This is a genomic window from Marinicrinis sediminis (genome assembly GCF_042685085.1).
GTDB classification, from domain to species: Bacteria; Bacillota; Bacilli; order Paenibacillales; family KCTC-33676; genus Marinicrinis; species Marinicrinis sediminis.
Genome location: NZ_JBHUMM010000014.1, coordinates 16,212 through 28,424 on the forward strand (window position 1 = coordinate 16,212; position 12,213 = coordinate 28,424).

The following is a 12,213-nucleotide window of genomic DNA, read 5'->3' on the forward strand; positions in this document are numbered from 1 at the left end:
TGTGTTATAGAGTCTGTTCAGGTACAGGACATAGACCTGAATGCTCTGACAGATGGACAAGGAGGCACCTCGCCTATGACGGAAAAATCAATCATTGCCCTGCTGGCAGAGCGGGGCGTACAGGTTTCGGATGTGGCTGAAATTGTCTACAGCATGCAAAAGCCGTACCACCCTCTTCTCGAGCTGGAGGATTGTCAGGAAAGTGTCCTTGCCGTGCTTCAGAAGCGGGAGGTGCAGTATACTCTGATCACCGGTATTGCCTTGGATATGCTGGCCGAGCAAAAGCAATTGCCATCACCGCTGCAGCAGATCATGGAGGCGGATGAGCCGCTTTACGGCGTAGATGAGACGATGGCGCTCGGCATCATCAGTGTCTACGGCATGATCGGCCTGACCAGCTTCGGCTACCTGGACAAGGAGAAATACGGGATTATACGCAGGCTGAATGACCATCGCGACCGGGTGCATGTGTTTCTGGACGATCTGGTCGCAGGACTTGCTGCTGCTGCCTCTGCACGCATCGCGCACAATGACGAGAAGGTCACAAATTACGAGAGAACAACCCCTAAGGACAAGAAATAGCCTCATTCCTGCCTGTGGAATTGCGCCCCTTTGTTGCGGGAATTCTAGAAATTATGCTATCATGAATCCATTGTATATCATGGACAGGTTTATGGAGTGCATGTTCAGGAGGTTATTCCTTTCTATGTGGACGGTCATTTATATTGCGCCAACCGCAGCCATTGCTGAAAAAATACAACTACGACTAAGCGAAGAGGGATTTTTAGTACGTGCGCGTGCTATTAATCTATCAAAACAGCAATTCAAGATCCTCGTACCCAAGACAGAAGTTCATGAAGCGCAAGAAGTATTGAATACCATTCTTCATTCATAAATCTCGATTCTGTCCATCCCGACGCAGGTAGTGGCAGATCGAAAAAAACGCCTTGTGGGGTGTCAGCGTGTTAAGGGATTTTTTTCAGAAGAAACGCAAGTATGCAACCATACCTAGTGAACGTTCGAAGAAGGACATTCCGGAGGGCATCATGTCCAAATGTCCGAAATGCGGCAAGATCATTTTTAGCAAAGAGCTCGATAAAAATTGCAAGGTTTGTATGGAATGCGGATATCATTTTCGGTTGAATGCGGTGGAACGTATTCATTATACCCTCGATGATGGACGCATCTTTGAGTATGACAGCGATATGATATCCGAAGATCCCCTGGAGTTTCCTGGGTACAAGGAAAAGCTCGTCAAGCAGGCCGAGAAATCCGGTCTGAAGGATGCGGTTGTGACAGGTGAAGGCACCATTAACGGTTTTCCGGTTGTGGTCGCGGTCATGAGCTTTGACTTTTTTAGTGGAAGCATGGGATCAGTCGTGGGGGAAAAGATTACGCGCGCGATTGAGCATGCCCATCAAAAAGGGTATCCGCTGCTTATTTTCTCCACTTCAGGGGGAGCACGGATGCAGGAAAGCATTCTCAGTCTGATGCAGATGGCGAAGACAAGTGCAGCCTTGAAGAAATTCAGCGATGCGGGTGGACTGTTTGTCTCGATCTTTACAGACCCGACGCTCGGGGGCGTATCGGCAAGCTTTGCTACGCTTGGCGATATCATTTTGGCAGAACCAGGTTCCATCGTCGGATTTACAGGCCGGATTGTCATTGAGCAAACGATTCGCCAAAAGCTGCCGGATAATTTTCAAACGGCAGAGTTCAACCTCGAACACGGGCATATTGACAAGGTTGTGCATCGGAAGGAAATGAAGGAAACCCTTGCACAAATACTCGATTTGCATGCGGTCAAGAAGGGGGAGAGCTAAGTGGCAGGAGAATTGTCGTTTGAATCACCGCTGGAGGAACTGAGATCTAAGATCAATGAGCTCAAGCGCTTCAGTGAAGAGAAGGATATGGATTTCTCAGAGGAGATTGCCCGTCTGGAAGCACGGTACGAGGCATTGGAACAGGACGTATACAGCAAGCTGGGCGCTCCGCAGAAAATGCAACTGGCCAGACACCCGCAGCGACCTACCGCACTGGATTACATACCTCGTGTCTTTGACCAGTTCATTGAATTTCATGGTGACCGCGCATTTTCGGACGACCTGGCGATTATCGGGGGCATTGCCAGTCTGAATGGCATCCCGGTAACCGTAGTCGGCCACCAGAAAGGCAAGGACACGAAGGATAATATTGCAAGAAACTTCGGCATGCCTCACCCCGAAGGCTTCCGTAAGGCGCTTCGCCTCATGAAGCAGGCGGATAAGTTTAGAAGACCGGTCATCACCTTTATCGACACACCAGGTGCTTATCCAGGTGGTGCAGCGGAGGAACGGGGACAAGCAGAAGCCATCGCCAAGAACCTTATGGAGATGGCTGGTTTTCGCGTGCCTGTTCTTTGTGTCGTCATCGGCGAAGGTGGAAGTGGCGGCGCATTGGCGCTGGGCGTAGGCAATCGGGTGTTCATGCTGGAGAACGCCATTTATTCCGTCAGCAGCCCGAATGCGGCAGCCTCCATTCTCTGGAAGGATGCCTCCAAGGCTGACGAAGCGGCAAAAGCGATGCGCATTACCGCTGAAGACCTGCTGGAACTGAACATCATCGATGCTGTCATTACGGAACCGCAGGGCGGGGCCCACAAAGATGTAGCCCAGCAGGCCGAAAACATCAAGACCGCTCTGATCGAGCATCTGGAAGAGCTGATGAAGCTTTCCGAAGAAGAGCTGGTGGACACCCGTTATGATAAATTCAGACAGATGGGCCGATTCACCACCTTGCAATTTCAGGCGTAAACTTGCTCAGGCAAGTTCACATAAAATAGATAGAAATACGAACACTATTCCCTAGGAAATGAAGTAGGAGGACGTTAAATCATGCGTAAAACAAAAATCGTATGTACCATTGGACCTGCCAGTGAATCGTTGGAGAACCTGAAGAAACTGATCGAAGCAGGCATGAATGTCGCGCGTTTGAACTTTTCTCATGGAGATTTTGAAGAGCACGGCAACCGGATCAAAAACATTCGTCAGGCATGCAAGGATTTGAACAAAACCGTTGCAATCTTGCTTGATACGAAAGGTCCTGAGATTCGTACCGGTAAATTGAAAGAGGATTCCGTTGAGCTCGTGGAAGGGGAGTATATTACCCTGACAACGGAAGAGATTCTTGGAGATAAAGAGCGGGTTTCCATCACCTATGAGAACCTGCCAAACGATGTACACCCAGGTTCTACGATCCTGATTGACGACGGATTGATTGGCCTGAATGTCGAAGATGTTCAAGGCACAGAGATCAAGTGCCGCATTACAAACGGTGGAACGATCAAGAGCAAAAAAGGGGTTAACGTGCCAGGCGTGAAAATTTCTCTGCCAGGTATTACAGAGAAAGACGCTAACGACATCAAATTCGGAATCGAAATGGGCATTGATTTCATCGCAGCTTCCTTCGTCCGCAAAGCGAGTGACGTATTGGAAATTCGTGAACTGCTTGAGAAGCATGAAGCCCATCAGATTCAGATCATTTCCAAAATCGAGAACCAGGAAGGTGTCGATAACCTCGATGACATCCTTGAAGTATCCGACGGTCTGATGGTTGCCCGTGGAGACCTTGGGGTAGAAATTCCGGCTGAGGAAGTGCCACTGGTTCAAAAGAGCATGATTAAAAAATGTAACCTGGCAGGAAAACCGGTCATCACAGCTACCCAAATGCTGGATTCCATGCAGCGCAACCCGCGTCCGACCCGTGCAGAAGCGAGTGACGTGGCCAATGCGATCTTTGATGGAACAGACGCTATCATGCTGTCTGGTGAAACAGCAGCGGGTAAATACCCGACCGAATCCGTTCAAACCATGGGCCGCATTGCGGAAAGGGCAGAGTCTGCGCTCGAATACCGTGAAATCTTCCTGAAGCAAAGCCATGCCCAGCAAAATAATGTAACCGAAGCGATCAGTCAGGCTGTAGCCAACTCTGCGCTGGATCTTGATGCGAAAGCGATCATCACTTCCACAGAGAGCGGCTATACAGCTCGCATGGTCTCCAAATATCGTCCGAAAGCACCGATTATTGCCGTGACACCAAATGAGCAGGTCATGAGAAGAATGTGTCTGATCTGGGGAACCTTGCCGGTCAAAGGACAAGATGTGAGCAACACCGATGAAATGTTCCAGCTTGCACTTGACCAGGCGAAAGATGCCGGTCATATTACCGAAGGAGACCTGGTTGTCATTACAGCTGGTGTGCCGGTAGGTCGTGCAGGTACGACCAACCTGATCAAGGTGCATCATGTCGGTGATCTGCTTGCCAAAGGCCAGGGCATTGGTTCTCAGAATGCCACGGGTCGAGTGGTCGTAGCCAAAACGGCAGAGGAAGCGAACAGCAAGGCGACCGAAGGCTGTATTCTCGTTACGGCTGTAACGGACAAAGATTATATGCCGGCTTTTGAGAAAGCGGCTGCCGTCATTACGGAATCAGGTGGCATCACTTCTCACGCTGCCGTAGTTGGATTAAACCTGAGCAAACCGGTGGTCGTAGGCGTTACAGATGCGACTACGGTGCTGAAAGACGGAACTGAAGTCAGCGTGTACGGTGAGCTTGGCATGATCAAGGCGGGCAAAGCGTCCATCCTGTAACAGGTTCCATGCCACGACACGGGAATGCGTGATAGGTGATAAGAGATACACGAAGAATCAAAAATAGGGTTTACAGAAGGTATGTATGCAGCATCGCGCTGTGTGCATACCTTTTCTTCTTTGCCATAGTTGCATACAATACATAATAGAGGGATGATGAGGGAGGAGAATCGGCATGGCCGGAACATGGTATCATCATGAAATTCGAGTACGCTATCAGGAAACCGATCAAATGGGTGTCGTCTATCATGCCAATTATTTAACGTGGTTCGAAATGGGCCGCACGGAATGGATACGCGCCTTTGGACATACGTATGAGGAGATTGAGCGCAGAGGCTTGTTGTTGCCGGTGACAGACCTGGAAATCAGCTACAAGCGGGCCGCCCGTTATGATGATATCGTAACCATCTGGACCCGTCTGGCAGCGATGAGCCATGTTCGACTGGAATATGACTTCAAGATTACCCGCGAAGATGAACTGCTCGTCAAGGGGAAAACCAAGCACGTCTGGGTAGGAAAAGATTTTAAACCCGCCCGTATCGATAAAAAGGCCCCTGATTTATATGCCCTGTTGACGAATCATGTAAGTGAAGAAGCATAGTCGTCTTGTTTAGGAGGAAAAAAATATGTTTAAATGGATCATGCTCATCATGATTGTCGTACCCGCTATCGAAATATGGGGATTGCTCACAGTAGGAAGCTGGATTGGCGGTTTGCCTACCTTCCTGCTCATTCTGCTGACCGGGTTTGCCGGAGCCTTGCTGGCAAAAAAAGAAGCATCCCGCGTCTGGAGGGATGCTTCCCGGCAAATGTCCGCAGGCCAGGTTCCTGGTCAATCCATCCTGGATGGACTGTGCATATTTGCAGGTGGACTGCTGCTGCTTACACCAGGATTCTTTACCGATCTGCTAGGTTTTCTGCTCGTGGTGCCCTTCAGCCGAATCTTCTTCCGCCATGGGCTGATGCTCTGGCTGTCCAAGCGTATCGCCAGCGGCAATATCCGGTTTTTCCGAAGATAGCGACCGAGATACCCGTCTTATTCCGTCTTGATCGGGGAAGGCCCGTACAAAATATATTCCTTCAGTGTACGGAAAATATGTACTCTGTGAAACGTCAGCAGCAGCATTAAGGTGACCGGTCCGATGATCAGCCCGACCGCACCGAACAGATTGAGTCCAAGCACCATGAACAACAACGTGGCGAGTGGATCAAGACCGATGCTGCTGGCCAGCACCTTCGGCTCAATCAGCGAGCGCGTCACCAGCACAATTCCGTATACAATGCTTAGTCCGATTCCAAGTGGAACATCCCCCTGAATAAATTCATAGATGATCCAGGGAATCATGACCGCTCCGGTTCCCAAATAAGGGAGCAGATCTACAAATCCGATAAACAGGCCGATACTGATTGCATACTCGACGTTTAGAATCAATAGGCCAACCGTGACAAAGATGGCGGTGATTGAAATCATGACCAGCTGGGCTCGCAGATAGCCGAACAGCGCTTTGTTCAGATTCGTCCACACCTTCATCGTAGGTGCGCGAACGGATTCGGGCAACCACGCAGATGTTCTGCTGGACAGCTTGTCCCAGTCCTTGCTGATGAAAAAGGCCGCCAATAGCGAAATCAGGATAATGACCGCCATATTAGGCAGGGACAACAGAAACTGCACGAGAATATTGATGGTGTTGGTAATCAGCTCGGATACCTTGGACGTGATTTGTTTTCCTGCCGAGTTCAAGTTATCCGTAAAAGTCCCCTGGATGTCTTCGTTCTGCTCAAAGAACGTACTGATCTGATTGATCGCATTTTGAATGCGATCAGACTCAATGAACGAAATGAATTCCTTGCGCCAATTGTCCAGGTTATCGTTGATGACCGCTGCAAATTTGCCAATTTCAATGGCGATCTTGCTGGCGAACAAGGCGATAAATCCGCTGATAATGCCCAAGAACAGCAACAGTCCGGTCGTCGTTCCAAGCCACCGGGGGAATTTTGCTTTTTTCTGCAGGAACTTGACCACTGGATTGATCAAATACGCAATGAGCCAGCCGAAGACAAATGGATAAATGAGCGGAATGACCCAATACAGAAACAGAAAGGTTCCAACGATGACGATGGCTACCCATAGCGCTCGCAAAATAATTTTCCACGGGATATGAATCGATTGCATGGCCTCACCTCCTTATGTATAGATGGAATACGAAACATCTACTGTTAGTTTACCACCAAACACGATGGCGCCAAAGAAAAAAGTAGCAAGTAAGACCGTCATGCAGACTTTACGCTCTGTTTACAAAAACTTAATACGCCAGTAACATTCAACTTCGATAATATAAAGATAATGAGAGTAGACATGTCGGGATATGGAGGGAATTCGCAACATGCACAAGGAGACATCGACAGGTACCGGGCTGAATCAGCAGCCACAGGTCAGCACGGCTGAGAAAGGCCTGGAGTCAGGTACATATAAATACATCAATCGGGATTTGAGCTGGATGGAATTCAACCGGCGGGTCATGGAAGAAGCCGAAGACAACACCACGCCCCTGCTGGAGCGTGTGAAGTTTCTGTCTATCGTCTCTTCGAATCTGGATGAATTCATGAGCGTCAGAGTTGCCGGTATTATCGATCAGATCAAGGCAGGTTATACGAAGAAAGACTTTACCGGATATACCCCCTTTCAACTGTACAAACGTGTGATGCGTCGAAGCGTGAAGATGGTGTCCGATCAGTACAAGATTTATCGAGATCTCCTGCGTCAGCTGGCGAAGGAGCACATTCATATTACCCAGTACACGGATTTGTCCATCAACCAGAAGAAATCAGTTGATCAATATTTCGAGGACATTGTCTTCCCTGTGCTTACGCCGATGGCGGTGGATCAGAGCCGACCGTTTCCACTGGTGCACTCTCTCGGCTTGTACATGGCGGTATTGCTCAAGAAGGATCGACCGCGTAAAACTGACGAGCAGGAAGAGCCGTTTTTCGCCATTATTCAGGTACCTTCTATTTTGCCGCGCTATTACGAGATTCCGGGACGGGCAAACAGCAAGAAGAAAGAATATATCTTGCTCGAGGAAATCATTCGTCATCGCATCCATACGATGTTTGAAGGGTATACCCCGATTTCCATTGGTGGCTTCCGGATGACGCGCAATGCCGATCTGACTCTGAATGAAGAGGGAGCCGAGGATCTGCTTGAGGAAATTGAAAAGGAGCTTCGCAAACGGAGATGGGGAGTTCCGGTTCGCCTGGAAATTGAGAAGGGCATGGACCCGCTCGCCCTGGAAATGCTGCAGGAGGAATTTGAGATTGAGGAAGATATTTTTGAGATTGATGGTCCGCTTGATCTCACCTTCCTGATGAAGCTGTCACTGGGCATGACGGGCAAGGATCATTTGCGCTATGAGAAGCTTGTCGGAGAATACCCGAGAGAGTTTCACGACTGTGAGGATATGTTCGAAGTCATCCGCAACCAGGATGTCCTGCTGTACCATCCCTATGAATCGTTTGACGCCTTGATTGACTTTGCAGAACAGGCAGCGGAAGATCCGCAGGTTCTGGCTATCAAGATGACCCTGTACCGGGTCAGCGGCAATTCTCCGCTCATCAAGGCACTGGAGCAGGCTGCCGAGGCAGGCAAGCAAGTAACGGTCGTCGTGGAACTGAAGGCTCGCTTCGATGAAGAGAACAACATACAGTGGGCCAGACAGCTGGAGAAAGCAGGCTGTCACGTCGTCTATGGTCTGGTAGGACTGAAGACACATGCCAAGATCATGCTCGTCGTACGCCGGGAAGAAGACCAGCTGAGACGGTATGTACACGTTGGAACTGGAAACTACAACGAAAAAACAGCCAAGCTGTATACCGATTTGGGCCTGTTTACGACCAACTCGGAAATCGGGGAAGATGCTTCGGCACTGTTCAATGAAATTACGGGCTACTCGTCCTTGCATGAATGGAAGGCGCTGTCCGTTGCTCCAACAGATATGAAGCCGCTGCTTATCGATTACATTCGGAAGGAAGCACAGCATGCACGCGAGGGAAAACCGGCCCATATTATTGTGAAAATGAACTCCCTATCCCATCAGCCAATGATCGATGAGCTGTACCGCGCCTCACAGGCCGGCGTCAAGATCGATCTGATTATCCGGGGCATCTGCTGTCTCTGCCCGGGCGTCAAGGGACTCAGTGAACACATTAACGTCATCAGTATCGTCGATCGCTTCCTGGAGCATACCCGCATGTTTTACTTCGAGAACAACGGCGATTCCACGGTATTCATTTCCAGTGCAGACTGGATGACACGAAATCTCGTCCGCCGGGTGGAGTTGATGAGTCCGGTACTTGATCCGTCACTTAAAAAGTCTGTCATTGGCATTTTGAATCTGTGCTTGTCCGACAATGTAAAGGCAAGAAGATTGCTCATGTCCGGCAAATATGAACGCGTTGTGGAAGCAAACAAAAAACCGCTTCGCAGTCAGTTCGAAGCGGAGAAGATTAAAAAATGGAAGCTGTAAGCTAGGCGTGGAGACTAGCGGCGGAACTGCAATTCTGCCGTCAGCCCCCACGTTTTTTCAAATTCACTGACCGTATCGAGGAAAGCCTGCTGCTCAATCTCGGCCGGACGAAGCAGGTGAGCCGTGATCTGGAACTGCCCGTCTGCAAGCTGCACATCAAGCGTGTGGATCGACTGGGTTTCACTCCGATCCAGAGAGGCGGCAAGTTGCAGCAATGTGCCGTATCGGACGACCCATTCGAAATCTTCCGGATGAAGAATATCCTTGTGCAAGTTGAAATAAGGCTTGATTTTCTTTTTTGACTTATAGGAAGCCACGAGCGCGCACAGAACGAGCTCTCGATGGGTGAAGCCCTGTAGTCCGGAATTGGCAATTAGATAATACGTATGCTTGTAATACTGGACGAACTGAACAGATACACCGATGCGGTACAACAGACAAGCCGCTTCCACAATTTGCTTGTCTGCAGCGAGAATCGTGTGGCCACCTTGCAGCGCATCCATCATCGACCTGGCATGCTTCATGACCTGACTGACATGCCGCTGTGGCACCAGCGGGTACCGATTCATAAAACTTTCCACATTGTAGCCGATCGGACTTTGCAGGACGGCTCGGCTCGGCCATATGGCGGAATAGAGCAGACCGTCTCGCAGACCCGAGCCGCAGATGACATAGCCGCTGGATTGAAGAGATTGGTAGATGGTTTGGAGGATCAGGACACCGGGTATAATAATATCGGCGCGATCCTTGGACAATCCATCGAGCTTTTTGCGGGAATCGACATCGCTTTCCATGAGCAGATGCATGATTTCCTCCATTTGTGTGCCAGACATCTCGAACGCATGGGTCTGATCAAGAGAATACTGGATACGATGCTGATAGATTTTGCACAGATTGCGGATGGTGCCTCCGAGGCCGACCAGGGGCAAGCCCGGATTTTGCGTGTGCCAGGGAGCCTGCTTCAGCGCCTCCTGAATCGCGGAACGAATGGCTGCTTTGCCAGCTTGTAACGAAGGGGCGGACTGCAGGAGGGTGTAGCTGTTGACAGCTCCGTAGGGCAGCGAAATACTGTGGACCAGCTTTCTTTGCTGAAAATAGCAGATCTCGGTGCTGCCGCCGCCAATATCAATCATGAATCCGTCCTGGATGGGCAGGGAATTGATCATCCCGATGAACCCCATCTCTGCTTCCTGCTCGCCGCTAAGCACTTCAATCGGCAGGTCTGTCCGTTCAATCAGGGAAGAAATCACGGCTTCTTGATTGCTGGCGTTGCGGATGGCAGCCGTAGCCGCAGCACGAATACGGGTCACCTGCTGTGCGTCGCACAACAGCTTGAAGTGATGCAGAATGTCCACCAGTGAATCCACAGCATGGGCGGGGATGCTGCCGTCTGGCTGGATAGTCTGACTCAATCGTGCCGAAAACTTGCTCTGATCCAGAATCTGATGGCCGCCCCGGGTATTGACTTCATATATAACCAATCGAACCGAGTTGGAGCCGATATCAATAATCCCGATTCGTTGCAGTGTCTGTTTCATCATGGACTCCTTTTTGTCGGGCCTGTCGAACGCAAGGCGAGCCGTTTGATCAGGCGGTAATGGAATTTGGTTTTGGACTATTTTATCACATTTGCGACACAAGAATCAGGTGCCCTGTGAAATTATGCAACGCGGCAGCGCATTAAAACATTTTATGACGATGATAACGAACTTTTATGGCATTATTATTCACATATTGTTCAAAATCCGATATGATTAAAGTTGAATTATCGCACAGTCCGGTCAGATGCACACCATCCCCCGAGACGTTCGAGATCGTTTTTCTCATAGACTTTCATATAAAGGAGAGACAAAGATGACGGCAACCAAAGGATTGGAAGGCATTGTTGCGACAACTTCTTCTATTAGCTCCATCATTGACGGTGTCCTCACGTATCGCGGCATCAACATTGATGAGCTCGCTGAAAAAGCGACATTCGAAGAAGTTGTATATTTGCTATGGTTCGGAAAACTGCCCAATCAGTCCGAGCTGGATGATCTCAAGGGAAAGCTGAGCGAAGCCTCCTCCATTCCCGAAGAAGTGATTCAATACGTACAGGGGCTGCCTAAAGAGGTCAACTCCATGGCTGCGCTTCGTTCGATCGTATCTACCCTCTCATTGTACGATGAAGAGGCCAACGAAATGAGCGACGAGGCCAACATTCGCAAAGCGATTCGATTGCAGGCTCAGCTTCCAACCATCGTGGCAGCGTTTGCAAGACTGAGAGAAGGCCAGGAGCCGATTCAACCGAAGCAAGGTGCTTCCATTGCGTATAACTTCCTTTATATGCTGACGGGTGAAGAGCCTACGGATATTGCGGTGGAGGCGATGGACAAAGCGCTGATCCTGCATGCGGATCATGAGCTCAATGCATCCACGTTCGCTTCACGTGTTACGGTGGCGACCCTTTCAGATATGTATTCTGGTGTTGTCTCGGCGATCGGTGCGCTCAAAGGCCCGCTTCATGGCGGAGCAAACGAGCAGGTGATGGCGATGCTGGAGGAAATCGGAACCTCGGATCGAGCAGAATCCGTCATAAAGGAAAAGTTGAGCAACAAGGAAAAGATCATGGGATTCGGTCATCGGGTTTACAAAAACGGCGATCCTCGCGCCAAGCATCTTCAGAAGATGTCGAAGCAGCTGGGTGAAGTGACGGGCAACAGCAACTGGTACGAAATGTCCACGCAGATCGAAGAAATTGTAACCGGATCTAAAGGCCTCAAGCCGAATGTGGACTTTTATTCCGCTTCCGTATACACTAGTCTTGGCATTCCAAGAGATCTGTTTACGCCGATCTTTGCCATGAGCCGCGTATCCGGATGGACGGCGCACATTCTTGAGCAGTTCGAGAACAACCGTCTGATTCGCCCTCGTGCGGAGTATACAGGGCCTTCCAGCGCACCCTATGTGCCGATGGAAGATCGGGCGTAGCACAGGAACGAACGTGATACTCGCGGCATCATTGTATAGAAATGTGGATTTGCGGGAAGTGGAGAAAGGCTCCATCTCCCGTTTATCTATGT

The 12,213-nt window shown here is 49.9% G+C and carries 11 protein-coding genes; 9 read left to right on the plus strand and 2 right to left on the minus strand.

All coding sequences use genetic code 11. The annotated features are described in order from the left end of the window. The first annotated feature begins 75 nt into the window (after positions 1–75). The 7 genes from ACFSUC_RS08460 (at position 76) to ACFSUC_RS08490 (ending at position 5,647) form a co-directional block, all read left to right on the plus strand. Positions 76–582 carry a phosphatidylglycerophosphatase A family protein gene (locus ACFSUC_RS08460; protein ID WP_379929111.1) on the plus strand — a complete coding sequence of 169 codons (507 nt, stop codon included), beginning with the start codon at positions 76–78 and terminating at the stop codon, positions 580–582. 124 nt (positions 583–706) lie between these two features. Further along, on the plus strand, positions 707–895 hold the full coding sequence (locus tag ACFSUC_RS08465; protein WP_379929112.1) for a glutamate decarboxylase: 189 nt from the start codon (positions 707–709) through the stop codon (positions 893–895). A 67-nt stretch (positions 896–962) separates the two neighbouring features. Continuing rightward, on the plus strand, positions 963–1,823 hold the full coding sequence (gene accD / locus ACFSUC_RS08470) for an acetyl-CoA carboxylase, carboxyltransferase subunit beta (RefSeq protein WP_379929113.1): 861 nt from the start codon (positions 963–965) through the stop codon (positions 1,821–1,823). Further along, complete coding sequence (gene accA, locus ACFSUC_RS08475) at positions 1,824–2,792, plus strand: acetyl-CoA carboxylase carboxyl transferase subunit alpha (protein ID WP_379929114.1); 969 nt, start codon at positions 1,824–1,826, stop codon at positions 2,790–2,792. Between the two features lie 81 nt (positions 2,793–2,873). Beyond that, positions 2,874–4,628, plus strand: a complete 1,755-nt coding sequence (gene pyk / locus ACFSUC_RS08480) for a pyruvate kinase (RefSeq protein WP_379929115.1) — start codon at positions 2,874–2,876, stop codon at positions 4,626–4,628. 175 nt (positions 4,629–4,803) lie between these two features. Next, the gene (locus ACFSUC_RS08485) at positions 4,804–5,229 is read left to right on the plus strand and encodes an acyl-CoA thioesterase (RefSeq protein WP_379929116.1); all 426 of its coding nucleotides are present in this window, start codon (positions 4,804–4,806) and stop codon (positions 5,227–5,229) included. A gap of 25 nt (positions 5,230–5,254) precedes the next feature. After that, complete coding sequence (locus tag ACFSUC_RS08490; RefSeq protein ID WP_379929117.1) at positions 5,255–5,647, plus strand: FxsA family protein; 393 nt, start codon at positions 5,255–5,257, stop codon at positions 5,645–5,647. A gap of 17 nt (positions 5,648–5,664) precedes the next feature. Here the strand turns inward: ACFSUC_RS08490 and ytvI are convergent, their stop codons facing one another. Continuing rightward, entirely contained in the window at positions 5,665–6,801 is a 1,137-nt protein-coding gene (gene ytvI, locus ACFSUC_RS08495) for a sporulation integral membrane protein YtvI (protein ID WP_379929118.1), read from the minus strand. 211 nt (positions 6,802–7,012) lie between these two features. On the opposite strand from ytvI, the gene ACFSUC_RS08500 reads away from it, so the two are divergent. Continuing rightward, positions 7,013–9,151 (plus strand): RNA degradosome polyphosphate kinase, encoded by a 2,139-nt coding sequence (locus tag ACFSUC_RS08500; RefSeq protein ID WP_379929119.1) that lies wholly within the window; start codon positions 7,013–7,015, stop codon positions 9,149–9,151. Positions 9,152–9,165: 14 nt separating this feature from the next. On the opposite strand, the gene ACFSUC_RS08505 is transcribed toward ACFSUC_RS08500, so the two are convergent. Further along, positions 9,166–10,692 (minus strand): Ppx/GppA phosphatase family protein, encoded by a 1,527-nt coding sequence (locus ACFSUC_RS08505; RefSeq protein ID WP_379929120.1) that lies wholly within the window; start codon positions 10,690–10,692, stop codon positions 9,166–9,168. 313 nt (positions 10,693–11,005) lie between these two features. Here ACFSUC_RS08505 and citZ point away from each other — a divergent pair, with 313 nt between their 5' ends. After that, a complete protein-coding gene (citZ, locus tag ACFSUC_RS08510; RefSeq protein ID WP_379929121.1) occupies positions 11,006–12,121 on the plus strand; it encodes a citrate synthase in 1,116 nt (371 codons plus the stop codon). Positions 12,122–12,213 lie beyond the last annotated feature (92 nt).

Coding starts and splice junctions, on each gene's coding strand:
- pyk (WP_379929115.1), top strand. CDS start 2,874: ATGCGTAAAACAAAAATCGTATGTACCATTGGACCTGCCAGTGAATCG.
- ACFSUC_RS08465 (WP_379929112.1), top strand. CDS start 707: ATGTGGACGGTCATTTATATTGCGCCAACCGCAGCCATTGCTGAAAAA.
- ACFSUC_RS08500 (WP_379929119.1), top strand. CDS start 7,013: ATGCACAAGGAGACATCGACAGGTACCGGGCTGAATCAGCAGCCACAG.
- ACFSUC_RS08490 (WP_379929117.1), top strand. CDS start 5,255: ATGTTTAAATGGATCATGCTCATCATGATTGTCGTACCCGCTATCGAA.
- ytvI (WP_379929118.1), bottom strand. CDS start 6,801: ATGCAATCGATTCATATCCCGTGGAAAATTATTTTGCGAGCGCTATGG.
- ACFSUC_RS08505 (WP_379929120.1), bottom strand. CDS start 10,692: ATGATGAAACAGACACTGCAACGAATCGGGATTATTGATATCGGCTCC.
- ACFSUC_RS08485 (WP_379929116.1), top strand. CDS start 4,804: ATGGCCGGAACATGGTATCATCATGAAATTCGAGTACGCTATCAGGAA.
- citZ (WP_379929121.1), top strand. CDS start 11,006: ATGACGGCAACCAAAGGATTGGAAGGCATTGTTGCGACAACTTCTTCT.
- ACFSUC_RS08460 (WP_379929111.1), top strand. CDS start 76: ATGACGGAAAAATCAATCATTGCCCTGCTGGCAGAGCGGGGCGTACAG.